The sequence below is a fragment of the Frondihabitans sp. PAMC 28766 genome, assembly GCF_001577365.1.
In the GTDB taxonomy this organism is placed as follows: domain Bacteria; phylum Actinomycetota; class Actinomycetes; order Actinomycetales; family Microbacteriaceae; genus Frondihabitans.
Genome location: NZ_CP014513.1, coordinates 1,974,165 through 1,998,089 on the forward strand (window position 1 = coordinate 1,974,165; position 23,925 = coordinate 1,998,089).

Sequence of the window (23,925 nt, forward strand, 5' to 3'; positions counted from 1 at the left end):
CAGAAGGGGCCCGCACCAGACGGCGCGGGCCCCTTCGGGCAGCAGAGGGTCTTACTTCTGCAGGACGAGCTGGATCTCGAAGTCGAGCGAGATCTCGTTGCCGAGGGTCAGGCCGCCGTTGTCGAGGGGAGCGTTGAACGACACGCCGAACTTGGTGCGGTCGATCTTGCCCTTGGCCGAGAATCCGGCTTTGGTCTGACCGTAGCCGTCGGTGACGATGCCGCCGAACTCGGCTTTGAGCTGGACGGGCTCGGTCGTGCCCTTGAGAGTGAGCTCGCCGTCGATGATGAGGTCGTCACCCTTCTCGGTGATCGACGAGGACTTGAAGACGGCCTTGGGGTGGGCCTCGGTGTTGAAGAAGTCGTCGGAGTGCAGGTGGCCGTCGCGGTCGGCGTTGCCGGTCGAGATCGAGGCGATGTCGATGGAGGCCTCGACGGTCGAGTCGACGATCGACTCGCCGGTGGTCAGGGTGACGTCGAACGTGCCGAACGAGCCCTTGACCTTCGAGATGGCGAGGTGGCGCACCGAGAAGGTGAGTTCGGAGTGCACGGGGTCGATGGTCCAGGTGCCTGCGACGTAGCCGGGAATGGTTTCGGTGGTGATGGCCATTGGTGATCTCCTGATCGGTTGGGGTCTCGCGATTGGTCTGCGATGCAAGACGATGACGTGTCATCGACCAGCAGTGGATGCAAGCGTATCTAATTACGGGCTATTCCCGAGCACCAGAAGAAGTTTCTCTGTTAACCAATAAGTCGAGCTCAGGATGCCGGGGTCAGGCCGGCCGCGACTCCGGCGACACGGTCTTCGACGGGTCGGTCTCGGCCAGGTGGCCCACGGCCGCGTCGATCGCCGACATCGCTTCGGACGGAAGCACGATCCCGGCGGCCTTGACGTTGTCGACGACCTGCTCGGGTCGCGAAGCGCCGATGATCGCCGAGGCGACGTTCGGGTTCTGCAGCACCCACGCGACGGCGAGCTGTGCCATCGAGAGCCCGAGGTCGGCGGCGATCGGCTCGAGCTGGGCGACGCCGTCGAGCACCTCGTCGGTGAGGAAGCGCTTGATGGTGTTCGCGCCGCCCTTCTCGTCGGTGGCGCGACTGCCGGCGGGCAGCTCCTGCCCCTTCTTGTATTTGCCGGTGAGCACGCCCTGCGCGATGGGCGACCACACGATCTGCGACAGGCCGTACTGCGCCGAGGCGGGCACGACCTCCTGCTCGATGACGCGCCAGAGCATCGAGTACTGCGGCTGGTTCGAGATGAGCTGGATGCCCAGCTTCTGCGCGAGCTCGTGTCCCTGCTGGATCTGCTGTGAGTTCCACTCGGAGACGCCGATGTAGAGCGCCTTGCCCTGACGGACGACGTCGGCGAACGCCTGCATCGTCTCTTCGAGCGGCGTCTCGACGTCGAAGCGGTGCGCCTGGTAGAGGTCGACGTAGTCGGTGCCGAGGCGCTTCAGCGACCCGTCGATCGACTCGAGGATGTGCTTGCGGCTGAGCCCCACATCGTTGTGGCCGCGGGGGCCGGTCGGCCAGTACACCTTGGTGAAGATCTCGAGCGACTCGCGGCGCTCGCCGGCGAGGGCGTCACCCAGCACCTTCTCGGCAGCGGTGTTCGCGTACGCGTCGGCGGTGTCGAACGTCGTGATGCCGGAGTCGAGGGCGGCGCGGACGCACGCGGTCGCCTGGTCGTTCTCGACCTGGGACGCGTGGGTGAGCCAGTTGCCGTAGGTGATCTCGGAGATCTTGAGGCCGGAGCGGCCGAGGTAGCGGAATTCCATGGGCCCAGGCTACCCGCCCCCCTCGTACCCCGATCGGCGGCCCATGTGAACGCGGTGTGTCCAATTCCTGGCAGTTGCTGCAATTTGGCGTACCCCGACCAATCCCCCTCGAACGGGGGCCCGAACCCTCGTGCAAGTGACAAAAGCGTGCCCCTCTCGGGGGGTGCCCTCGGAGCCGACCCGTCGCCTCCGGACCCGACGTCAACACCACACCCGAACTAGATCCCTTCGGTGACCGCCCCAACGACAACCGATTTGGAGAGTGACCTGTGTCGTCTGACCCGACGCAATCCCTGCACTTCCTCGCCGCCGGATCCCCGGCTCCCCTCCTGAACCCGCAGGCTCCCGACACCGGGGGAGTCGTGCCCAACCGCGGCAGCTCCGGCCTCGGCCACGTCGCCTCCTCAGGCTTCCAGCTGCCCGCCTGGACCCCCGTCGAGTGGATCGGCTACTCGGCCCTGATCATCGTGTCCGTGCTGCTCACCGTGGTCGCCGTGTCGACGCTGTGGTGGATGCTCCACGCCTGGCGCTCGAAAGACAACCTCCAGGGCACGACCTTCAGCGAGAACCCCCTGCCCGCGCGGCACCGCTTCACGCTGCTCGTGCCGGGGCGCCACGAAGAGGACGTCATGGGCGAGACCCTCGACCGTCTGGCCGAGCAGGATCACCCCGACTTCGAGATCATCGCGATCGTCGGCCACGACGACCCCGGCACCGACCGGGTCGCTCGCGAGGCGGCTGCGCGCCACCCCGACCTGATCCGGGTGGTCGTCGACGACACCGAACCGAAGAACAAGCCGAAGGCCCTCAACCTCGCGCTGCAGACCTCGACCGGCGACATCGTCGGCGTGTTCGATGCGGAGGACGAGGTGCACCCGCGCCTACTCACTCTGGTCGACTCGCGCTTCAGCGAGACCGATGCGGACGTGGTTCAGGGCGGCGTGCAGCTGATGAACTTCGAGACGTCGTGGTGGAGCCTCCGCAATGTGCTCGAGTACTACTTCTGGTTCCGCTCGCGTCTGCACTTCCATGCCAAGAACAAGTTCATCCCCCTCGGCGGCAACACCGTCTTCGTGACGAAGGAGAAGCTCGAGTGGTCGGACGGCTGGGACGCGAACTGCCTCGCTGAAGACTGCGAGCTCGGTGTGCGGCTCTCGAGCGACGGCGCCAACGTCGTCGTGGCCTACAGCCCGGAAGTCGTCACCCGCGAGGAGACTCCTGGCTCGTTCACGTCGCTCCTCAAGCAGCGCACCCGCTGGAATCAGGGCTTCATGCAGGTGCTCAGCAAGGGGGAGTGGAAGAAGCTGCCGACCGTCAAGCAGCGCTTCTACGCCCGCTATCTGCTGACGATGCCGTTCATCCAGGCCGTCACCGGCCTCCTGATCCCCGTGTCGATCGTGCTGATCTTCACGATCAAGGTGCCGACGATCGTCGCGCTCATCACATTCGTGCCGGTGGCTCCGACCCTGGTGCTGCTGGCCGTCGAGATCACCGGTCTTGCCGAGTTCGGGCGCACCTACGAGAAGAAAGTGCGCGCCCGCGACTACTTCCGCCTGATCTGGGGCCTGATCCCGTACCAGGTGTTCCTCGCCCTGGCCGCGGTTCGCGCCGTGTACCGCCAGTTGCGCAACCAGAACGGGTGGGAGAAGACGGAGCACTCCGGTGCCCACCGTGACGCCGAGCAGACCGAGACCAACGTCATCCCCATCGGCGCCGGCCGGTCGAACCAGCCCGAATCCGCCTACCTGATGGTGTCTGGAGACGAGCGATGACGACGACCACCGAACGCCCTGTCAAAACCCCGCCGCGCTCGACGGCCACCGCCGACACGCCGACCACCGTCATCCCGAAGCACCCCTCGCGGTTCGGCGGGTGGCTCGGTCGCCACGGCGCCTCGATCTCGTGGATCGTGCCCGTTCTCGCCATCACCGGCGTGATCCAGCGCATCAACATGACCGGTTCGCCGCAGCGGATCGACGACGAGGGCACCTACACGGCGCAGGCCTGGGCCATCGGCCATCTCGGCGCCCTCACCCACTACACCTACTGGTACGACCACCCACCGCTCGGCTGGATCCAGATCGCCGGCTACGCCGGTCTGACCGACGCGTTCGGTCGCTACTCGCAGGCCGTCTACGCCGGGCGCGAGGCAATGCTCTTCTTCGCCCTCGTCTCCGTTCTGCTGCTGTGGTTCTTAGCGCGCAGGATCGGGCTCAGCCGGCCGGCATCCGCGGTCGCGGCCTTCGTGTTCGGCGTCTCGCCGCTCGCGATCCAGTTCCACCGCACGGTGTACCTCGACAACGTTGCGGTGCCGTGGCTGCTGCTGGCGTTCCTCCTGGCCCTCAGCCGCAAGAACCAGCTCGCCGGGTTCATCGGTGCGGCCTTCGCCATGGGCATCTCGGTGCTCTCGAAGGAGACCTTCCTGCTGGCGCTGCCCTTCCTGGCCTGGGTGATGATCCGCAACTCGGAGAAGTCGACGAGGCGCTACACGCTCGCCACCTCCGGCGCGGTGCTGGCCCTGGTCGGCGGGGCGTATGTCGTGTTCGCCGCGGTCAAGGGCGAGCTGCTGCCCGGCAAGGGGCACACCAGCCTCATCACGGGCCTCACCTTCCAGCTCGGCACCCGCAACTCGAGCGGATCGATCTTCGACTCGTCGAGCCTGTTCTTCAAGGTGGTCGACCAGTGGTGGAACCTCGACCAGGTCTTCATCGTGCTCGCCCTCGTCAGCGCGATCGTCGGGCTGTTCTTCCGCCGCACGCGCCCGTTCGCCGCCCTGATGGTGTTCGCGGTCGCCGTGATGTTCCGCCCGAACAGCTACGTTCCCGTGCCCTACGTGATCATGCTGCTGCCGTTCGGCGCGCTGCTGATCGCAGGGGTCGGCGACAGCGCCGTGAAGGCCTACCGCGAGCGGAAGGCCGGCCGCGTGACGACCGCCCTCAACCGGACGGGCGCCACTGCGTGGCTCGTGGTCTCCGCTCTTGCGATCGCCGCGATCGTGCCGCTCTGGACGATCCAGTTGCGCGGCTTCCTGCAGTCGGATCTCGACCAGCCCATGGTCAGTGCCGAGAGCTGGGTCGACAACAACGTGTCGCACCAGTCGCGCCTGCTCGTCGACGACTCGATGTGGGTCGACCTGGTCAAGGACGGCTTCAACCGCGACAACGTCATCTGGTTCTACAAGCTCGACACCGACGGCATGGTCGAGGCGCAGAACCCGAACGGCTGGAAGGACTCGGACTACATCATCGAGACCGACTCGGTGCGCACCTCGGCCTCGGCCGAGCCGAACATCCAGAAGGCGCTGAAGAACTCCACGGTCGTCGCCGACTTCGGCGCGGGCACCCAGGAGGTGACCGTCCGGCAGATCCACCCTCAGGGTCTCGCCGCCTACACCGCCCAGCAGAAGGCGGAGGCCATCGCCCGGTCGGCGGCCGGCACCCAGCTCGCCGCGAACCCGAACCTCATCGCCTCCACGCAGGTGACGACGGCTCTGAAGCAGGGCCGCCTCGACGCCCGCAGTCTGGTCGTCCTCGGCCAGCTGCTCGGCACCGGCAAGGTGACCCTCTCGAACCTCTCGGCGCTTCCCGGCGAGTCGAGCGACACCTACCGCCGTCTCGTCCTGAAAGCGCAAGGAGAGCCCGGGGCGCAGCTCACGACCTGGCTGAAGGGCGTCGGCAGCACCTACGCTCCCTCCACCGTCACCCGGACCGGCGCCGGCACCGTGGTCGTCTTCCCGGCGATCGAGGGGGCAGGGCTCGTCGGCTGACGCCGTCGCATCCTGTACCCCCACCCGACAGAATCACCACCGGCATCACTCCACCACCCGAAAGAAGGATCCCCATGGCTCACGCCATCACTGCGGGCCCGACTCCCGCCGGAAGCACCGCACCCCGTCGCGCACGGAAGCGCGTCGTCATCGCCCTCGCCGTCACGGCCGTCGGCCTCCTCGCCGCGGGGGGCGCCCTCTTCGGAGGCACCTCGTCGGCGCAGGCGGCAGGATCCGGCACCGGCTGGGTCCGTGTCGGCCACCTCTCGCCCGACACGAAATCCGTCGACGTGAAACTGACCTCCTTCTCGGGCGGCCAGGTCGTCTACGAGCTCGACGACGTCACCTATGGCCAGGTCAGCCCCTACAAGCAGCTGCCCGACGGCACGTACGCCGTCTCGATGACCGCGGCCAACGCGTCGAAGACCGCGAAGCCGATCGTGAGCGCCTCCATCACGGTGGCCACCGGCAAGCCGATCACGGTGGTCGCCTACGGCAAGAACAACGACCTCAAGACCACCGTCTTCGAGGACGATCTCACGAAGCCCGCCGCGGGCGACGCGCGCATCCGGCTCGTCCAGGCGGCGACCGTCTCGAAGTCGGTCAGCGTGAAGACCTCGACCGGCACCTGGATCGCTCAGGACGCCCCGTTCGGCAGCGCCTCCGGCTACGCCTCGGTGAAGTCCGGAGCCTGGTCGCTGAAGCTCGCCGGCAAAGACAAGACGGAGGCCGCCACGACCAGCGTCAAGCTCGCCTCCGGCAGCATCAACACGCTGTTCGTGCTCGACAACTCGAAGGGCGGCATCACCGTCGTCCCCGTCGTCGACTCGGCCGCGACGACCACCACCCCGGTGGGCGGCGTGCAGACCGGCGGCGGCTACGAGGCGACGCACCCCGACCTGGCGATCACGGGCGGCTACACGCCGTTCGCGCCGGTGGGCTGAGCCGCGAACCGCATGGCTAAGACGAGAGCGATGATCGCCGGGGGTGTCGCCGCGGCCGTCGTGGTCACCGCCGGCATCGCTGTCGTCGCCGTCGGCGGGCTGCCGAGCTCGCACAGCGCGAGCCCGGCCGCGCCCGGCGCGGGCAGCACCCCGACGACGAACTCGTCGGCACCCGCCGCTCGCACCGCGACGCAGATCGGCACGGCGTTCCTCGCCGACTACGTGCAGCAGACGGGGTCGGAGAAGGGTCGCGTGATCCGGCGCGACCAGGGTTCCGACACGGTCAGCGAGGGGCAGGGCTACGGCCTCCTCATCGCGGCCGGCACAGGCGACCAGAAGACCTTCCAGTCGATCTGGTCGTGGACGAAGAAGCACCTCCAGCGGCCCGACGGCCTGATGGCCTGGGACTGGAAGGGCGGCAAGGTGATCGACGATCAGCCGGCCAGCGACGCCGACCTCGACATCGCGCGCGCTCTCGTGCTCGGCGGTCAGAAGTTCGACGATGCGGCCTACACGACGGCGGGCACCACGCTGGCCGGACACATCGCCGACGACCTGACCGTTCAGACGCCCGACGGCCGCGTGCTCCTGCCCGGCCTCTGGGCGAAGGCCTCCGGCGGCACGGCAGGGCCCTGGTCGTACGACCCGTCGTACGCGTCGCCGGCCACGTTCGAGCAGCTGGCGAAGGCGACGAAAGACCCCCGCTGGCAGCAGCTGCTGACCGGGTCTCGGGCGGTGACCGCCAAGATCCTGCAGTCGACGGCCCTGCCGAGCGACTGGGCGCAGATCAAGGCGGACGGCTCGGTGGTGCCCCTGCCGAACGCGACGGGCACGGCCGGGACGGTCATGTACGGCTATGACGCCGGGCGCGTGGCGCTGCGCTATTCGGAGTCGTGCGCGGCGCCCGACGTCGCGCTGGCCGCCAAGATCGCCCCGGCGCTCGCCGGCAAGAATCCGCTGCCCATGGAGCTCGATCTTGGCGGCACCCCGCTGAACCAGGATCAGAGCCCCCTCGGCTACGTCGCCCGGGCCGCCGCCCGTGCGAGCGACGGCGATTCGACGGGAGCCACCCGCGACCTCGCGTCGGCCGACAAGCTCGCGCAGTCGACACCCACCTACTACGGCTCGGCCTGGGACGCCCTCGGCGCCCTCCAGCTCGAGACGAACTCACTCGGGGACTGCTCTCCGCTGAAAGGACACTGATGGCACTCCGACACCGCGCGAACCGGCTGCGGACGGCGCTCGTCGTCGCCGCGGTCGCGACGGTCGCGTGCGTCGGCCTGGCGGGCTGCTCGACGGCGGCGGGCGCAGGGGCCACCTCGGCCACGACGCCGAAGCCGACCCCGACGGCCACGCAGGATCGCGGGGCGGCCGGGAGCGTGCAGGATCCTGACACCCAGTCGCTCTCGAATGCGCCGGCAACCGGCGTGGTGCCGACGAGTATCGCCATCCCCGCGATCGGCGTGAACGCCACCCTGCAAGACCTGGCGATCAGCGCCGACGGCAGCCTGAACCCGCCGAACGGCGTCGTGCAGGCCGGCTGGTATTCGGCCGGCATCGTGCCGGGCGCAGTCGGGCCGGCCGTGATCGCCGGGCACATCGACTCGACCACCGCGCCCGGCGTCTTCCTGCACCTGGCGAAGCTGGTGACGGGCGACGAGTTCACCGTCACGATGTCGTCGGGCTCGGTCGAGACCTGGCAGGTCACCGGGTCGCGGGCCGCGCTCAAGACGGCCTTCCCCACGAGCGACGTCTACGGCACGAGCCCCACGCCCCAGCTGCGCCTCATCACCTGCGGCGGCGTCTTCAACGCCGCCATCGGCCACTACAACGAGAACACGATCGTGTTCGCCTCGCTGCTCTCGAGCACGCCCGCGAAGTCCTGATAGGAAGGGACCCTCATGAACAAGGCAATCGTCATCATCCCCACCTACAACGAGCGCGACAACATCGTCCCGCTCGTGCGGCGTGTGCTCGCCTCGGGGGCACCGGCCGACATGCTCGTCGTCGACGACGGCTCGCCCGACGGCACCGGCGACATCGCCGACACCTTGGCCCGCCAGCACGACGGGTCGGACGGCCGGGCTCGCATCCAGGTGATGCACCGCACCGAGAAGGCCGGCCTCGGCGCCGCCTACCTCGCCGGCTTCGCCTGGGCGCTCGCCCGCGACTACGACTCCGTGGTCGAGATGGACGCCGACGGGTCGCACCACCCCGAATACCTGCCGGGCATGCTCGAGCTGCTCGCCGACAACGACCTCGTGCTCGGCTCGCGCTGGGTGCCCGGCGGCAAGGTCGAGAACTGGCCGCTGCGCCGCGAGATCCTGAGCCGGGCGGCAGCTGGTACACCCGCGGCGCTCTCGGCATCCGTGTGGCCGACACCACCGGTGGCTACCGGGCCTTCCGCGCGTCCGCTCTGCGCTCGCTCGACCTCGACGCGGTCGAGTCGCACGGCTACTGCTTCCAGGTCGATCTGCTCTGGCGGGCCCTGCAGAAGGGGCTGCGCGTCGTCGAGACGCCGATCACCTTCACCGAGCGCACCCATGGCGTCTCGAAGATGAGCGGATCGATCGTGCGCGAGAGCCTCGTCAAGGTGACCCGCTGGGGCCTTCGGCGCAGGATGCAGGCCCTCGCCTCGGTCGTCGTGCGTCACCACCGCCTGCCGAGCGTCCGCGCGACCTCGCACCGGGTCAGCGCCCCCTAGCCGCCGCCCGCGGCCCCCGAACGGCAGTCGCGGTCGCCCGACAGGTCAGAGGTCGGGCGACCGCGATTGCTTCATTGTGCCGCCGTGCGGGGCCATCGCGCGTGCCCGTCTTCGGGGGGTGCGCCCGGCCCGTATCCTGTGACGGTGTACAGCTTCTTGCGCAACATCGTGCTGCGCCCCGTCATGTTCCTCTGGTTCCGGTTCACGATCACCGGGATGTCGAACATCCCGACGCGCGGCGGCGTGATCCTCGCCGGCAATCACATCCACTTCATCGACTCCGTGCTGATCCCGGGGGTCGTGCCGCGCAAGATGGCCTACCTGGTCGGTGCGAGCTACATGAACTCGAAATCGGCGAAGGGCCGGCTCCTCGGCTGGTTCTTGCGCAACGTCGGCCAGCTCGCCATCGACCGCACGGGCGGCTCGGCGTCGAGGGCGTCGCTCGAGACGGGGCTGGCGGTGCTCGACCACGGGCGGGTGGTCGGCATCTACCCCGAGGGGTCACGCTCCCGCGACGGCAAGCTGCACCGCGGGCGCACCGGCGTGGCCCGGTTGGTGCTGGCGTCAGGGGTGCCCGTGGTGCCCATGTCGATCCAGGGCAGCGACCAGGTGCTGCCTCGCGGTGCCCGATTTCCGCGCCGGGCTCGAATCACGATCACGTTCGGCGAGCCGCTGACCTTCGCTCGGGTCGACGGCGACTACGACGCCACGCAGTTGCGGGAGGTCACCGACGAGATCATGCGGGCCATCGCCACGCTCACCCCGCAGGAGTACGACGACACCTACACGACCGCGCGCGGCGCCTGACCTCTGCCGCCGCCCTAGCGGAGGATCGCGACGGAGTGCGGCGGCAGAGCCAGCTGCGGGCCTGCCGCGATCGAGGCGTCGCTCGCGAAGAGCACGGACGTCGACGGCAGGTCGAGCGTGGCCGGGGCGTCGGCGAAGTTGACCGCGACGCGCAGCGCGCCGCGAGTCAGCACGAGCCAGCGCTCCTCCTCCGAGAGGTCGACCGAGACATTCGTGAGAGCAGGATCCGTGAGTTCCCGCTGCGAACGCCGCAGCGCGATCAGCCGCCGGTAGGCGTCGAGCACCCGGGCGTGCCGACCGCCGTCGACCTCACCCCAGTCGAGCTTCGAGCGCTCGAAGGTCGCAGGATCCTGCGGGTCGGGCACCGCGCTCTCGTCCCAACCCATCTTGGCGAACTCGGCGATGCGCCCCCTGGCCGTCGCGAGCCCCAAGTCGTGCTCGGGGTGGGACGTGAAGAACTGCCACGGGGTCGAGGCAGCCCACTCTTCGCCCATGAAGAGCATCGGCGTGAACGGCGACGTGAGTGTGAGGGCGGCGGCGATGATCAGCTGGCCGTCGTCGAGGGTGGCCGCCAGCCGGTCGCCGATGGCGCGGTTGCCGATCTGGTCGTGGTTCTGGTCGGCCACGACGAGGCGCCACCCGGGCATGCGCTCGGTGTCGACGGGCCGGCCGTGGTATTTCTCGCGGAAGGACGACCAGGTGCCGTCGTGGAAGAACCCGCGGGTGAGCACCTTCGCGAGCGCCCCGAGGTGCGCGAAGTCGGCGTAGTAGCCGCTGGTCTCGCCGGTGAGGGCGACGTGCACCGAGTGGTGGAAGTCGTCCGACCATTGCGCGTCGAGGCCGTAGGCCTCGCCAAAGCGCCCAGCGGCCTCGCGCGGCGTGACGAGCGAGGTGTCGTTCTTGTCGCTCTCGGCGATCAGGGTCTTGGGGATGCCTGTGGCGGCCGACAGGGCGGCCGTGCGGATCGCGACCTGCTCGAGCAGGTGCGTGGGGGAGTCGTCGACCAGCGCGTGGACCGCGTCGAGCCGGAGCGCGTCGACGTGGAAGGTGTCGAGCCAGAGCTGGGTGTTGTCGATGATGAACTCGCGCACCTCGTCGGAGCCGTCGTCGTCGAGGTTGACGCCGGTGCCCCAGGTCGAGGCGTGCTTGTCGGTGAGGTACGGCCCGAACTGCGGCAGGTAGTTGCCGGAGGGCCCGAGGTGGTTGTAGACGACGTCCTGGACGACGCCGAGCCCCAGCGCGTGGCAGGCGTCGACGAAACGCTGGTAGGCCTCGGGGCCGCCGTAGGTCTCGGTGACGGCGAACCAGTCGACGCCGTCGTAGCCCCAGTTCCAGCGCCCGTTGAACGAGTTGACCGGCAGGATCTCGACGAAGTCGACCCCGAGCTCGACCAGGTGGTCGAGACGGTCGATGGCCGAGTCGAGGGTGCCACCGGAGGGCCCTTCGGCGCCGGCGGAACCCGACGAGCCGGGCGTGAACGTGCCGATGTGGAGCTCGTAGATCACGGCGCCGCCGAGAGGCCGGCCGCGCCACGCGGCGTCGCCCCAGACGTAGGTCGACGGATCGTACGTCTCACTGAGACCGTGCACCCCGTCGGGCTGGCGCAGGGAGCGCGGGTCGGGCACCGGGGTCGAGGCGTCGTCGAGCAGGTAGCCGTAGCGGTGCCCGGAGGAGGTGTCGAGGCCGGCGGGCGCGCGCCACCAGCCGGTCGCATCCTGCGTCGTCTCGAGGGACCGTGCCATCTCGTGAATCTGGCCGTCGAGGACGAGGCGGACGCGGGAAGGGGCAGGAGCCCAGACGTCATACGTGTCTTCCGAACTGCGCAGGGCCATCAGCGTTCCGTCTCGTCGTCGGCAGGGATCAGCAGGGCCACCGGGTAGGTCGAGAGCAGGTCGGCCAGCCGCACCCGCGGGCCGTCGTGCCGTTGCCCGGTGAGCAGGTCGATGCGCGGGCCGCCCGAGAGGTGGATGGTCGTGTCGCGCCAGCCGCCCGCCTCGGCGAGCCCGGTGGGCAGGCGTGAGGCGACGACGACGGCGCCGCCCCGGTCGATGGCGATCGCGTTGCTGGCCGCCTCGCCGAAGACGGGCAGCGGGGCGTAGCGCGAGAAGAGCTCGGGCCGGTCGCGCCGCAACGCCAGGGTGCGATGCACCACCAGCAGCTTTGCCGCGCCGCTCGCGTCGATCGCGGGCAGCTCGCCGGCCTGGATCGCCGCGAGGTGCCGCCGACGCAGGTCGAAGTCGACCTCGCGCCGGTTGTCCGGGTCGACGAGGGAGAAGTCCCACAGGTCGCCGCCCTGATAAACGTCGGGGGCGCCGGGCCCCGTCAGCTGCAGGATGGTCTGAGCGAGCGAGTTCGACCAGCCGGGCGCTCGCAGCACCTCGACGATGCGCTCGAGCTCACTCGACACGGCCTCGTCGTCGAAGCAGGCGTCGACCAGGGCGTGCATCTTCGTCTCGAACACCTCGTTCGGCGACGTCCAGGTCGTCGACTGCCCCGCCTCGCGAGAGGCCTTCTCGGCGTAGGCGTGCAGCCTTTCGCGCGAGGCGGGCCAGGCGCCGACGATGCTCTGCCAGAGCAGGTTCTCGAAGGGGCCGTCGCCGAGTGGCGCCAGCTCGCCCAGGCGCGCCAGGGTGGCCGACCACTCGTCGGCGACCTCGGAGATCGCGATGATTCGCGCTCGCACGTCGGCCGAGCGCTTCGTGTCGTGCGTCGAGATCGTCGTCATCGTGAAGGGCGTCAGCGCCAGGCGGTGCTGCTGTCGCGCATGGAACTGCGCGGGCGTGATCGAGAAGAGCGACGGCTCGGCCCCGACCTCGTTGAGTGCCACGAGCCGGCTGTACCGATAGAAGGCCGAGTCTTCGACGCCCTTCGCCATCACCATGCCGCTCGTCTGCTGGAATCGCACGGCTGCAGGATGCGATGGGTCGCCGAGAGCCGCCACCACCGTCGCGATCGCGTCCGTCAGCTCGGGTCGTGCGGTCTCGGCCGCGCTCGCGGCCTGCGCGAGCGCCTCGCCGCCCTGCGGCAGGTAGCTGCGATACACCGCGAATGTCGTCGCGATCTCGGCCAGGGCATCCACGACTGCCTCGTCCGGCTCGGGGCCGCCGCCGTTCTCGGAGCCGGGCGTGAGCAGTCGCGCCAGTCGCCGGATCTCGCTGTTCAGGATGCCGTCGGCGACCTGGCGCTTGGAGTCGTGCACCATCTGCTGCCAGTCGAACTCGCCCGCGGGCTCGCCGCGCAGCGCGGAGTCGAGCGCGCCGAGTGCCTCGCCGCCGTCGGGGTCGACGAGCACCCGGTCGTATTCGCCGAGCGCCTCGTAGCCGCTGGTGCCGTTCGTCGCCCAGTCGGTGGGCAGCTGCTCTTCGCCCTCGAGGATCTTCTCGACGACGACGTGGGCGCCGCCGGTCAATTCGCGCAGCCGGTCGAGGTAGTCGCCGGGCTGCGCGAGCCCGTCGGGGTGGTCGACGCGGAGGCCGTCGGCGATCCCGTCTCGGAACCAGCGGCCGATCTCGACGTGCGACTCGTCGAAGACCCAGGGCTCCTCGACCCGGATGCCGGCGAGGGTGTTCACCGCGAAGAAGCGGCGGTAGTTCAGCTCGTGGTCGGCACGCTGCCAGTGGACGAGCTCGTAGTTCTGGCGGGCGTGGACGTCGATCGCCGAATCACCGGGGCTGTGCGTGCCCGGTGCGATCGGGTACGCGTTGTCGTAGTAGTGGAGCTCGTCGCCGACGATCTCGAGGGCGTCGAAACGGTCGTCGCCCCCGTCGCCGAGCACCGGGATCCTGATCTTGCCGTGGCCGTAGGCCCAGTCGACGTCGAAGGCGTCGGCGTAGCGGGATTCGCGGCCGTGCGTCAAGAGGTCCCACCACCACGAGTTCGAGCGCGGGGTGGCGACGCCCATGTGGTTCGGCACGATGTCGATCAACACGCCGAGTCCCTCGCCATGGGCCCGGTCGGCGAGAGCCTTCAGGCCCTCGTCGCCGCCGCGGGCGGGATCGACGCGAGAGTGGTCGATCACGTCGTAGCCGTGGTCGCTGCCCGCCTCGGCCTCGAGCACCGGCGAGAGGTAGACCCAGTCGACGCCGAGGTCGCGGAGGTACGACACGACGTCGGCCGCGGCGTTCAGGTCGAACGCCTTGCGGATCTGCAGGCGGTAGGTGGAGCGGGGGGCGCGGGTTCTGGGCATCCTCAGGGTTCTTTCGTCACTTGGTGTCGTCGACGGCGCGCAGCACGAGCATCGAGCGACCGGCGACCGGCAGGCGCGCGCCAGCCAGCAGGGGCCTCGCCGCCCGGCGGGCCGAGGTCGTGTCGACCACGACCTCCCACGAGGCGGAGTACTCGTCGGGCGGCAGGGTGAAGGTCACGGTGTCGTCGTGCGCGTTGAAGTAGAGCACGAAGTTGACGTCGGTGATCCGGCCGCCGCGGGCGTCGCGCCCGCCGATGCCGTTGCCGTTCAAGAACATGCCGATCGAGCGGCCGAACCCGGAGTCCCACTCGTCGGCGGTCATCGCGTCGCCCTCGGGCGTCAGCCAGACGATGTCGGGCAGCGGATCGCCTTCGCCCCGGCGCACGTTGCGGCCGTCGAAGTAGCGCTGGCGGCGGAACGTCGGGTGCTTGCGGCGCAGGTCGATCAGCGACGTCGTGAACTCGATCAGGTCGGCGTCGGCGTTCTCCCAGTCGATCCAGCTCAGCTGGTCGTCCTGCGCGTAGGTGTTGTTGTTGCCCTGCTGGGTGCGGCCCAGCTCGTCGCCGTGCACGATCATCGGCACCCCCTGGCTGAGCAGCAGCGTCGCCAAGAAGTTCCTGACCCGCTGGCGCCTGAGGGGCACGATCGTGCGGTCTCTCGTGGGGCCCTCGATGCCGGAGTTCCACGACCGGTTGTGGCTCTCGCCGTCCTGGTTGTTCTCGCCGTTGGCCTCGTTGTGCTTGTCGTTGTACGACACCAGGTCGCGCATGGTGAAGCCGTCATGTGCCGTGACGAAGTTGATCGAGGCGATCGGGCGGCGACCGTCGCGCTGGTACAGGTCGGCCGACCCGGTGATCCGGGAGGCGAACTCGCCGAGGGTCGCGGGCTCGCCGCGCCAGAAGTCGCGAACGGTGTCGCGGTACTTGCCGTTCCACTCCGTCCACTGCGGAGGGAAGTTGCCGACCTGGTAGCCGCCGGGGCCGACGTCCCACGGCTCGGCGATCAGCTTGACCTGCGACACGATCGGGTCCTGCTGCACGAGCTCGAAGAAGGTCGACAGGCGGTCGACCTCGTAGAACTCGCGGGCGAGGGACGCCGCGAGGTCGAAGCGGAAGCCGTCGACGTGCATCTCGGTGACCCAGTAGCGCAACGAGTCCATGATCAGCTGCAGCGAGTGCGGGTGGCGCACGTTCAGGCTGTTGCCGGTGCCGGTGTAGTCCATGTAGTACTGCTTGTCGTCTTCGACGAGGCGGTAGTAGGACGCGTTGTCGATGCCCTTGAACGACAGCGTCGGCCCGAGATGATTGCCCTCGGCGGTGTGGTTGTAGACCACGTCGATGATGACCTCGATGCCGGCGTCGTGCAGCACGCGCACCATGGTCTTGAACTCCTGCACCTGCTGGCCGTGGTCTTCGACCGAGGCGTACTGCTGGTGCGGCGCGAAGAACCCGATCGAGTTGTAGCCCCAGTAGTTGCGGAGGCCCTTCTCGAGCAGCGTGTTGTCCTGCACGAACTGGTGCACGGGCATCAGCTCGATCGCGGTGACGCCGAGCCCCTTCAGATGCTCGATGACCGCAGGATGCGCGACGCCCGCGTAGGTGCCCCGCTCGGCCTCGGGGATGTCGGGGTGCGTCTGGGTGAGGCCCTTCACGTGGGCCTCGTAGATGATCGACTCGTCGTAGCTGTACTTCGGCGGCCGGTCGCCCTGCCAGTCGAAGTACGGGTTGATGACGACGCCCATCATCATGTGCGGCGCGGAGTCTTTGTCGTTGCGCGATTCGGGGTCGCCGAAGTTGTAGGCGAACAGCGCCTCGTCCCAGTCGATCTCGCCGGCCGTGGCCTTGGCGTACGGGTCGAGCAGCAGTTTGGTGGGGTTGGCGCGCAGGCCCTCGGCGGGGTCGTACGGGCCGTGCACGCGATAGCCGTAGCGCTGCCCCGGCTGGATCGTGGGCAGGTAGGCGTGCCAGACGTACGCGTCGACCTCGAGCAGGTCGACGCGCGTCTCGGTGCCGTCGTCGTCGAACAGGCACAGCTGAACGAGCTCGGCGGCTTCGCTGTAGATCGCGAAGTTCGTCCCGCTGCCGTCATAGGTGGCCCCGAGCGGGTACGGGTTGCCAGGCCAGGTGATCAATCGAACCTCCGAATCGCGTTCTCCGGTGCGAGGTGTGCCCCGCCGAAGACTCCGCCCAGCCTAGGGGCGAACGCCGGGGAGGGTCCGGAGCAGTGTCGTCGCTCGCGCGGGCGTAGGGTCTCGCCCATGGCGCACATCGCAGTGACACTCTCGAAATTCGCTCGCCGGATCGGCGTCCGCACCGCCTACGGCGAGCCCGTCACGGTCGGCACGTCGACCGTGCTGCCCGTCGCGATCGGCTGGTACGGCTTCGGGGGCGGAGGCGATCGGCCCGACGAGAACGGCGACTTCGCCGGCGGAGGAGGCGGTGGCGGGGCGTCGGTGCCGATCGGGGCCTATCTGGGCGATGCGTCGCATCCTGCAGCCTTCGAACCCAACGTCATCGCGCTGCTCGCCGCCTCCACCCCGGTCGTCTGGGCCACCGGCGTCGCCCTCTCGCGCGTGATCCGCGCACTGAAGAAGTAGGCCCCCGATGAAGATCGTCGTCATCGGCGCCACCGGCCACGTCGGCAGCTACCTCGTGCCGCGTCTCGTGCGCGCAGGCCACTCCGTCACCGCGGTCTCGCGGGGCTCGAGCGAGCCATATCACCAGGATGCGGCGTGGCACCAGGTCACGCGCGTCGCCCTCGACCGCGAGCAGGGCGATGCCGAGCGCACGTTCGCCCCGGCGATCGCCGCCCTCGAGCCCGACGTCGTCGTCGACATGGTCTGCTTCACGCGCTCGTCGGCCGAGCAGCTCGTCGACGCGCTGCGGGGGAGCGGCGCACTGCTGCTGCACTGCGGCACCGTCTGGGTGCACGGGCCCGCCACTGTGGTGCCCATCACCGAAGACGCCCCGCGCACGCCGTTCGGCGAGTACGGCACCGGCAAGGCCGAAATCGAAGAGCTGCTGCTGGCGGAGGCGCGGCGACCGGACGGGGTGCGCTCGGTGATCCTGCACCCCGGGCACATCACCGGCCCCGGCTGGCCGATGATCAACCCGCAGGGCAACCTCGACCTCGCCGTGTGGGCCGCGCTCGCCGCAGGCACGGAGGTCGTCTTGCCGAACTTCGGGCTCGAGACGCTGCATCACGTGCACGCCGACGACGTCGCGCAGGGCTTCGAGAAGGCCCTCGAACGGCAGGCGCTCGCCGTCGGGCAGAGCTTCCATCTCGTCTCCGAGCGGGCGCTGACGTTGCGCGGTTTCGCGGAGGGGATCGCCTCCTGGTACGGGGCGTCGCCGCGACTGCGGTTCGTGCCGTTCGAGGAGTTCCGCGGCCTCACGTCTCCGGAGTTCGCGGAGTCGACCCTCGCGCACATCTCGCGCAGCCACTCGCTCTCGATCGAGCGGGCGCGCACGGTGCTCGGGTATGCGCCCCGCTACAGCTCGCTCGAGGCCGTCGAGGACGGCCTGACCTGGCTCGCCGCCGCCGGCCGGGTCCCCGCCCCCTGACTCCTGCTACTTCTCGTAGACCTGCTTCAGCATCCACTTCCACACGGGGGCGAACACCGGGGTGCCCTTCTTCGTGAGGGGCGTGCCGTCGGAGACCGAGCGGATGTGGGCGCGACCAGGATCACCGAGATCGATCGTCGAGACGAGGCGATGCGTCGTCGAGGTGGCCGGCACCGGCACCGGGGCCGTCAGTGTGCCCGTCAGGTGCAAGCGGTTCCACGAGTTCACGATGCGCGGGTAGAACTCGTCGTGCTCGTCGTCGAATGCGTACATCTTCGCAGCCGGGGTGGCGCTCTTCTGCCGCAGCCATGACGCGGCGGCGTCCTCGTCGGTGATGATCGGCGACGAGAACGTCAGCTGCCCCATCACGCGGTAGCGGTGCGCGATGTACGCCGACTCGCCGCCCCCCTGCGAGTGGCCGGCGACGACGATGTTGTCCCAGTCGAGCTGTTCATGCTGTGTGTACTGGCTCCAGCCGCCGTCAGGATCGTGCACGACGAGGTAGTCGAGCGCGGCGTGGAGCCGCGCGAGCACCGAGTTCGCCTCGTCGACCTTGCTGAACTTCGACGGCCCCTGCCCACTGAAGCGGTTGCGCTGCACCTCGGTGTAGCAGCTCGGGTCTTCGCCGCAGATGTTCGCCACAGCGTGGCCCCGGTTCCAGAAGTCGAGGCCCAGCACGTGGTAGCCCGACTGCACGGCGGTGGTGAGGAAGCGCTGGTAGTCGTCGGGCACGTGGCCCGTCGCGGGAAGGAACAGCAGCAGTGGACCGGTCGTGCCGCTGCGTGCCGCCCAGTCGCGGGCATCGGGCTCGACGACCGTGCCGTCGATGAGGCCGAGCCGGAAGTTGAACGGGTTGGAGGTGACGCCGTGGTCGAAGGGGCCGGCCGCGCCCGCGATCACCGTGCCGTCCGATCCGGTGGCCGCCTGCGACGTCGAAGCGTCGCCGCGGTCGGGCGCCGATGCGTCGGGAGGAGCCGTCTTCGACGGCGCCGGCGGCGTGCGGTGCTGCCGCGTGCCGGCGCCCGCACCTGTGCCCGCGCCCGTGCCGGCACCCGCACCTGTGCCGGAGCCTCCACCCGAGTGGAGGCCGAAGCCCGGGCCGGCCGACCGATGGCCGAGCATCGGCAGCGAGCCGGACGTCGTCGACACGGGCGGCCGCCCCGTCGAACCGGTCTCGACCGAGACGAGCCCCAGGACGGCGACGCACAGCAGCACGAGCGTCACGATGCCGTGCGGCCACCTCCTGAACTTCATCCGACGTGCTTAGCACAGCAAAATCAACAGCTGAGGTCGATGCTCCCTGACTGGGGGCAAGCTCATGCCGCAGACGGAGGAAGACCGCCCGACAGGATGACGGGGCGCAGGAGGCGACGGAAGCCGGCTACCAGCCCCGCGCCACCGCCGCGTGCAGGTCGAGCAGATCGCCCGTGCGCTCGGCCGGCCCGCGGCCGAAGCCGCACTCGGTGGCCACGCCGAAGTGCGGCAGCACGGTGGACGCCGCAGCGATGCGCCGCTGGGCGCCCTCGGCGCCGTCCTGGTGGTGCACGAGGCCGAGGTAGAGGTCGGTCGCCGCGGGCAGGTCGGGCAGGACGGCGGCCAGCGGCGCGAAGTACTCGACGTCGTCGCGCTCGATCGGCACCGGCAGGTGGAAGAAGTCGATGTGGCGCGTCGCACCGGCGACGATGCCGCGGATCACGTCGGCGAGGTGCCCGGCGTCGATCGGCTGCACGAAGTGCGCCTCCTCGACGTCGCCGTAGCAGAGGTGAAAGCCGACCTGCACGGGCGGCGGCACCGACGCGAGCTGGCGCAGCGCGCGCTCGACGACCCCGTCGAGCACCGGCTCGAACCAGGCCTCGAGGCCGAAGCCGGTGTCGCGGGGCAGTTCGAGCAGCGCGAACTCGAGGGCGGTATCCCACTGGATCGCGAGATCCTGGTGGGGGATGCCGTCGAGGATGTGCCGCAGCTCGCCGAACAGGGCGCGCTCGTAGGCGGGCTCGACGGCGGCCTTGTCGGCCTGCTGCACGAACGCGCCGACCACGGCGACCGGCGTCGGCAGCGACACCTGGAATCGCACGCCGGACGGGATGACGCCCTCGTCGCGGAGACGGGCGAACGTCGCGTACGACTCGAGGGCGGCCTCGGCGTAGCCGAGGTCGGGGAAGACCAGTTCGTCGGCTTCGACCGTGCCGTCGAGGGCGAACGGGCGGACGTCGAAGAGGTCGCGGATCGCGAAGCCGGGCTCGCCGACTCGCACGAGGCCGGGAGTCTCGTCGAAGCGGAAGGTCTGGAACTGGATCCAGTAGAAGCGCTCGCCGACCTCGCCGTCCGGGATCCTGGCGAGGTGGTCGCCGAGGTGCTCGGCTGCGGCGCGGAAGACGGCTTCGGCGTCGGGCAGGTTGACGCTTCCGACCAGGTGCGCGCCCTGCACGATCGACTCGGTGGCGCTCTGCGGCGTCGTCGGGCTGGCCGGGGCGGTGGGGGAGGTGCTCATGGTCGACGAGCCTGTCATGAGCGTCTGACAGACCCACGGGAGCGCGTCACCGTTCGTCATGCTCGGGGGAGGCTCTGCCGCGTCGCTCCGCCGATCCGAGGGTATGCTGGGCGTCACAACACACGGGAGTCCGGTGAGCCGGGCTGAGAGGAAGCGAACCACGCTTCGACCGTCGAACCTGATCCGGATCATGCCGGCGCAGGGAGGAGAGCAAAATGAGCGTTTCGACGCGAACCCGCACGACTGCTTCGTCTCGACCGAACACCCGATGGCGTGTCGTCGACATCGTCACCGCCAGCGTCCTCGGCGTCGCCTCCGGGGTCATCTTCTGGGCCTGGGGGCTGGCCTGGACTCCGCTGAGCGGCCTGCTGACGTTCTCGCCCGGCCTCGAGGGCATCCTGTCGGGCGGCTGGCTCTTCGCCGGAGTGCTGGGCGGCCTCGTCGTCCGCAAGCCCGGGGCGGCGCTGTACACCGAGATCATCGCTGCGGTCGTGTCGATGCTCGTGGGCACCCAATGGGGTTTCTCCACGTTGATCTGGGGCATCTTCGAGGGGCTCGGAGCCGAGATCGTGCTCGCCCTCTTCCTCTACAAGTCGTGGCGACTCGTCACCGCGATCCTCGCCGGTGCCGGTGCCGGTGCCGTCACGGGCTTCCTCGACACCAACTTCTCCAGCGTCGCGGCCTACGCCTTCGAGTTCAAGGTCGTCTACTTCGTCGCCTCCGTGGTGTCGGGTGCGGTCATCGCCGGTGTGCTCTCCTGGCTCGCCGTCCGCGGTCTCGCGGCGACCGGGGCACTGAGCCGATTCGCGGCGGGCCGAACGACCCAGAATCGCGTCTGACGTGGGCGCCCTTCGCGGCGCCCGCATCACCGCCCGCGGTTGGTCCTGGCGTCATGCGGGACGATTGCGACCCGCGGTCAGCGACCTCGACCTCGACATCCACCCGGGCGAGCGCGTCCTGCTGCTCGGTGCGTCGGGTGCCGGAAAATCCACGCTGCTCGCCGGCCTCGCCGGTGTCCTCGGCGGCGACGAGGAAGGCGACTCGACGGGCGAGCTGCTGGTCGACAGCGTCCATCCGGCCGACACCCGGGGGCGGGTCGGGCTCGTCCTCCAAGACCCCGACTCGCAGGTCGTCCTGGCGCGAGTCGGCGACGACGTCGCTTTCGCCTGCGAGAACCTCGGGGTGCCGAGGGGCGAGATCTGGCGTCGAGTCGCATCCGCTCTCGAGGCGACCGGGCTCGACCTGCCTCTCGACCACTCGACTTCGGAGCTGAGCGGCGGCCAGAAGCAGCGACTCGCCCTCGCCGGAGCCCTCGCCATGGAGCCGGGTCTGCTGCTGCTCGACGAGCCGACCGCGAATCTCGACCCGGCCGGGGTGATCGAGGTGAGGGACGCCGTGGCGCGTGTCCAGGCCGAGACCGGCGCCACGCTCGTCGTGGTCGAACACCGGGTGTCGGTCTGGCTACCGGTGGTCGATCGCGTGATCGTCCTGGCCGCGGGCGGCGGTGTCCTCGCCGACGGCGACCCCCGCACGGTGCTGGCGGCCGAGGGCGTGGGCCTCGCCGAGTCGGGGGTCTGGGTGCCGGGAGCCGGGGTGCCGTTGCCGCAGCGGTCCTCGTCAACCGGCACGGGCCTCCTCGATCTCGACGGGGTCGCTGTCGGGCGGCGTCGCGGTGTCGCGGTCGCCGCCGGGATCCGAGCGCGGATCGATGCCGGGAGGGCCGTGGCCATCACCGGCCCGAACGGCGCCGGCAAGTCCACTCTGGCTCTCACCATCGCAGGCCTCCTCCCGCCCGTCGACGGCAGGGTCGTCGCCGGCGAGGGTCTGGCTGCCGGGGCCGGCCCGTCTCCTGTGAAGTGGCGGTCCCGCGACCTCCTGACGCGGATCGGCACGGTCTTCCAAGAGCCGGAGCACCAGTTCTTGGCCGCCACCGTCCGAGCCGAGCTCGCGGTCGGCCCTCGGGCGCTCAGACTGCCGCAGGCCGAGATCGACCAGCGAGTCGACGAGCTCCTGGCGCGACTGCGGCTGGATCGCCTGGCGGGTGCGAACCCCTTCACGCTCTCCGGGGGCGAGAAGCGCCGACTGTCCGTCGCCACAGTGCTCGCGACGCGGCCGAGCATCCTCGTGCTCGACGAGCCGACCTTCGGGCAGGACGCGCGCACCTGGCGCGAACTCGTCGCTCTCCTGGGCGAGCTCCTCGACACCGGCAGCGCCGTGGTGGCGGTGACCCACGACGCCGAGTTCGTCGATGTGCTCGCCGACGACGTCCTGACTCTCGGCGGCGCGACGTCGACCAGCCGACCGCGCCTGTCGGCCTCTCGAGCGACCGAGACCGGGGTGCTCTCGTGACCCTCCTCACGGCGGTCGGGCGCGGCACCCGGGCGGGCCGCATCAACCCGGTCGCCAAGCTTCTCGCCGCCGTCGTGCTGAGCCTGTCGCTGCTCCTCTCGATCGACTGGGTCTCCGCCGGGACGGCGCTCGTCCTCGAGGCGGGCCTCGTTGCCGGGGCCGGCCTGACGTTCGGCCAGCTCTGGCGGCGGACGCTCCCGCTCTGGATCGCCGCACCCCTGTCGGTCGTGGCCACCTCGCTCTACGGCCAGGACTCGGGCGGCCTCCTCGCGCAGTTCGGTTTCATCACGATCACCGACGGCTCCGTGTCGCTGGGCTTCGCCATCGGCCTCAGGATCCTGGCGGTCGGGATCCCCGGGATCGTCCTGTTCGCGACGACCGATCCGACCGACCTCGCCGACGGGCTGGGGCAGGTGCTGCACCTGCCCTCGCGCTTCGTGCTCGGAGGGCTCGCCGGCCTCCGTCTGGTCGGCCTCTTCGTCGACGACTGGCGCCAGCTCGGCCTCGCTCGTCGTGCGCGCGGCGTCGCCGACGTCGGAGGGCCGCTCGGCGCCCTGAAGCGCTTCGGGGGCATGGCGTTCGCGCTGCTCGTGCTCTCGGTGCGGCGGGGGAGCAAGCTCGCCACGGCCATGGAGGCGAAGGGGTTCGGCGGCGAGACGAAGCGGACGTGGGCGCGCCCGTCGACGTTCGGCGGTGGCGAGTGGGCGCTGGTGGCGATCGGGGTCGTGATCGCGGGCATCTCCATCGCCGTCGCGGTCCTGGCCGGCACCTGGAGCTTCGTCCTTGCCTGACGTCGTCGCCGACCCACTCCTCGTGTCGCGCCTGGCCCGCGCCGCGCTGGCATCGGGGGATCGGCCGGTCGTCCTGCTCGACGGTCGCTCGGGGTCGGGCAAGACCACCCTCGGCGCCGCCCTGGCCAGAGCCCTCGACGCCCAGCTCGTCGGCCTCGACGACGTGTACCCGGGGTGGGACGGGCTGAATGCCGCGTCTCTCACGGTGAGCCGGGAGATCCTGCGCCCTGATTCACCGGGGTATCACCGCTGGGACTGGGATCGCTCGGAGCCGGCCGGATGGCGTGCGCTGGATGCCGATGACTTGCTGGTCGTCGAGGGTGCGGGTGCTCTCACGCCGGCCTCCGCGCGCCTGGCCACCCTTCGCCTGTGGATCGAGCTCGACGCCCCTGAGCGTCGCTCTCGGGTGCTCGGGCGGGTCGACGGCGACACGTACGCGGCGACCGAATTGTGGGATGTGTGGGCCGCGCAAGAGGAGGCGCACATCCGTCGTCATGCGCCCCGGGCGCTGGCCGACGTCGTGCTCTGAGGTCGTGGCAACCCTGAG

General features: G+C 69.9%; 19 protein-coding genes, 1 pseudogene and 1 riboswitch. Of the genes and pseudogenes, 13 read left to right on the forward strand and 7 right to left on the reverse strand.

Annotated elements, in window-relative coordinates:
• Window positions 1-51: 51 nt before the first annotated feature.
• The gene (locus AX769_RS09605) at window positions 52-609 is read right to left on the reverse strand and encodes a YceI family protein (protein ID WP_066278586.1); all 558 of its coding nucleotides are present in this window, start codon (window positions 607-609) and stop codon (window positions 52-54) included.
• A gap of 163 nt (window positions 610-772) precedes the next feature.
• Complete coding sequence (locus AX769_RS09610) at window positions 773-1,777, reverse strand: aldo/keto reductase family protein (protein ID WP_066278589.1); 1,005 nt, start codon at window positions 1,775-1,777, stop codon at window positions 773-775.
• A 269-nt stretch (window positions 1,778-2,046) separates the two neighbouring features.
• On the opposite strand from AX769_RS09610, the gene AX769_RS09615 reads away from it, so the two are divergent.
• From AX769_RS09615 to AX769_RS09645, 7 genes and pseudogenes are all read left to right on the forward strand, one after another.
• Window positions 2,047-3,549, forward strand: coding sequence for a glycosyltransferase (locus AX769_RS09615; protein ID WP_239451994.1), 1,503 nt, complete (start codon window positions 2,047-2,049; stop codon window positions 3,547-3,549).
• Window positions 3,546-5,543, forward strand: a complete 1,998-nt coding sequence (locus tag AX769_RS09620) for a glycosyltransferase family 39 protein (protein ID WP_066278593.1) — start codon at window positions 3,546-3,548, stop codon at window positions 5,541-5,543. The genes AX769_RS09615 and AX769_RS09620 overlap by 4 nt, the downstream gene beginning before the upstream one ends.
• Window positions 5,544-5,617: 74 nt before the next feature.
• Window positions 5,618-6,487: a DUF4397 domain-containing protein gene (locus AX769_RS09625; protein WP_066278597.1), complete on the forward strand. Its 870-nt coding sequence runs from the start codon at window positions 5,618-5,620 to the stop codon at window positions 6,485-6,487.
• Between the two features lie 12 nt (window positions 6,488-6,499).
• Window positions 6,500-7,690, forward strand: a complete 1,191-nt coding sequence (locus AX769_RS09630; protein WP_082763657.1) for a glycosyl hydrolase family 8 — start codon at window positions 6,500-6,502, stop codon at window positions 7,688-7,690.
• The gene (locus AX769_RS09635; RefSeq protein ID WP_066278602.1) at window positions 7,690-8,373 is read left to right on the forward strand and encodes a class F sortase; all 684 of its coding nucleotides are present in this window, start codon (window positions 7,690-7,692) and stop codon (window positions 8,371-8,373) included. Before AX769_RS09630 ends, AX769_RS09635 begins: the two co-directional genes overlap by 1 nt.
• A 15-nt stretch (window positions 8,374-8,388) precedes the next feature.
• A pseudogene (locus AX769_RS09640) lies at window positions 8,389-9,191 on the forward strand (polyprenol monophosphomannose synthase).
• 144 nt (window positions 9,192-9,335) lie between these two features.
• The gene (locus tag AX769_RS09645) at window positions 9,336-9,998 is read left to right on the forward strand and encodes a 1-acyl-sn-glycerol-3-phosphate acyltransferase (RefSeq protein ID WP_157887546.1); all 663 of its coding nucleotides are present in this window, start codon (window positions 9,336-9,338) and stop codon (window positions 9,996-9,998) included.
• 14 nt (window positions 9,999-10,012) lie between these two features.
• Here the strand turns inward: AX769_RS09645 and treZ are convergent, their stop codons facing one another.
• From treZ to glgX, 3 genes are read right to left on the reverse strand one after another with little or no spacing between them, the layout of a single operon-like run.
• The gene (gene treZ, locus AX769_RS09650; protein ID WP_066278609.1) at window positions 10,013-11,830 is read right to left on the reverse strand and encodes a malto-oligosyltrehalose trehalohydrolase; all 1,818 of its coding nucleotides are present in this window, start codon (window positions 11,828-11,830) and stop codon (window positions 10,013-10,015) included.
• Complete coding sequence (gene treY, locus AX769_RS09655) at window positions 11,830-14,184, reverse strand: malto-oligosyltrehalose synthase (protein ID WP_066278610.1); 2,355 nt, start codon at window positions 14,182-14,184, stop codon at window positions 11,830-11,832. The genes treZ and treY overlap by 1 nt, the downstream gene beginning before the upstream one ends.
• Before the next feature lie 16 nt (window positions 14,185-14,200).
• On the reverse strand, window positions 14,201-16,315 hold the full coding sequence (glgX, locus tag AX769_RS09660; RefSeq protein ID WP_066278612.1) for a glycogen debranching protein GlgX: 2,115 nt from the start codon (window positions 16,313-16,315) through the stop codon (window positions 14,201-14,203).
• 126 nt (window positions 16,316-16,441) lie between these two features.
• Between glgX and AX769_RS09665 the strand changes: the two genes are divergently transcribed.
• Window positions 16,442-16,780, forward strand: a complete 339-nt coding sequence (locus AX769_RS09665) for a hypothetical protein (protein ID WP_066278614.1) — start codon at window positions 16,442-16,444, stop codon at window positions 16,778-16,780.
• 7 nt (window positions 16,781-16,787) lie between these two features.
• Window positions 16,788-17,747, forward strand: coding sequence for an NAD(P)-dependent oxidoreductase (locus tag AX769_RS09670; protein ID WP_066278616.1), 960 nt, complete (start codon window positions 16,788-16,790; stop codon window positions 17,745-17,747).
• Between the two features lie 6 nt (window positions 17,748-17,753).
• Here AX769_RS09670 and AX769_RS09675 read toward each other — a convergent pair whose 3' ends face one another.
• Together AX769_RS09675 and AX769_RS09680 are read right to left on the reverse strand one after the other, a co-directional pair.
• Window positions 17,754-19,001, reverse strand: coding sequence for a hypothetical protein (locus AX769_RS09675; protein ID WP_066278619.1), 1,248 nt, complete (start codon window positions 18,999-19,001; stop codon window positions 17,754-17,756).
• Between the two features lie 127 nt (window positions 19,002-19,128).
• Complete coding sequence (locus AX769_RS09680) at window positions 19,129-20,238, reverse strand: hypothetical protein (RefSeq protein WP_204249357.1); 1,110 nt, start codon at window positions 20,236-20,238, stop codon at window positions 19,129-19,131.
• 113 nt (window positions 20,239-20,351) lie between these two features.
• A riboswitch (TPP riboswitch) is annotated at window positions 20,352-20,460 on the forward strand.
• On the opposite strand from AX769_RS09680, the gene AX769_RS09685 reads away from it, so the two are divergent.
• The 4 genes from AX769_RS09685 (at window position 20,454) to AX769_RS09700 (ending at window position 23,907) form a co-directional block, all read left to right on the forward strand.
• Window positions 20,454-21,077, forward strand: a complete 624-nt coding sequence (locus AX769_RS09685; protein WP_066283449.1) for an ECF transporter S component — start codon at window positions 20,454-20,456, stop codon at window positions 21,075-21,077. It overlaps the preceding riboswitch by 7 nt.
• Window positions 21,078-21,102: 25 nt before the next feature.
• Window positions 21,103-22,587: an ABC transporter ATP-binding protein gene (locus tag AX769_RS09690; RefSeq protein ID WP_369824095.1), complete on the forward strand. Its 1,485-nt coding sequence runs from the start codon at window positions 21,103-21,105 to the stop codon at window positions 22,585-22,587.
• Window positions 22,584-23,378, forward strand: coding sequence for an energy-coupling factor transporter transmembrane protein EcfT (locus tag AX769_RS09695; protein WP_066278625.1), 795 nt, complete (start codon window positions 22,584-22,586; stop codon window positions 23,376-23,378). Before AX769_RS09690 ends, AX769_RS09695 begins: the two co-directional genes overlap by 4 nt.
• Window positions 23,371-23,907 carry an ATP-binding protein gene (locus tag AX769_RS09700; RefSeq protein WP_239451996.1) on the forward strand — a complete coding sequence of 179 codons (537 nt, stop codon included), beginning with the start codon at window positions 23,371-23,373 and terminating at the stop codon, window positions 23,905-23,907. The genes AX769_RS09695 and AX769_RS09700 overlap by 8 nt, the downstream gene beginning before the upstream one ends.
• Window positions 23,908-23,925: the final 18 nt, after the last annotated feature.

Bases quoted from the DNA above. Each gene is read 5' to 3' on its own strand.
- AX769_RS09630 (WP_082763657.1), top strand. From the start codon at position 6,500: ATGGCTAAGACGAGAGCGATGATCGCCGGGGGTGTCGCCGCGGCCGTC.
- AX769_RS09685 (WP_066283449.1), top strand. From the start codon at position 20,454: ATGAGCGTTTCGACGCGAACCCGCACGACTGCTTCGTCTCGACCGAAC.
- AX769_RS09625 (WP_066278597.1), top strand. From the start codon at position 5,618: ATGGCTCACGCCATCACTGCGGGCCCGACTCCCGCCGGAAGCACCGCA.
- AX769_RS09610 (WP_066278589.1), bottom strand. From the start codon at position 1,777: ATGGAATTCCGCTACCTCGGCCGCTCCGGCCTCAAGATCTCCGAGATC.
- AX769_RS09665 (WP_066278614.1), top strand. From the start codon at position 16,442: ATGGCGCACATCGCAGTGACACTCTCGAAATTCGCTCGCCGGATCGGC.
- AX769_RS09605 (WP_066278586.1), bottom strand. From the start codon at position 609: ATGGCCATCACCACCGAAACCATTCCCGGCTACGTCGCAGGCACCTGG.
- AX769_RS09670 (WP_066278616.1), top strand. From the start codon at position 16,788: ATGAAGATCGTCGTCATCGGCGCCACCGGCCACGTCGGCAGCTACCTC.
- treY (WP_066278610.1), bottom strand. From the start codon at position 14,184: ATGCCCAGAACCCGCGCCCCCCGCTCCACCTACCGCCTGCAGATCCGC.
- AX769_RS09675 (WP_066278619.1), bottom strand. From the start codon at position 19,001: ATGAAGTTCAGGAGGTGGCCGCACGGCATCGTGACGCTCGTGCTGCTG.
- treZ (WP_066278609.1), bottom strand. From the start codon at position 11,830: ATGGCCCTGCGCAGTTCGGAAGACACGTATGACGTCTGGGCTCCTGCC.
- AX769_RS09620 (WP_066278593.1), top strand. From the start codon at position 3,546: ATGACGACGACCACCGAACGCCCTGTCAAAACCCCGCCGCGCTCGACG.
- AX769_RS09635 (WP_066278602.1), top strand. From the start codon at position 7,690: ATGGCACTCCGACACCGCGCGAACCGGCTGCGGACGGCGCTCGTCGTC.
- AX769_RS09680 (WP_204249357.1), bottom strand. From the start codon at position 20,238: ATGAGCACCTCCCCCACCGCCCCGGCCAGCCCGACGACGCCGCAGAGC.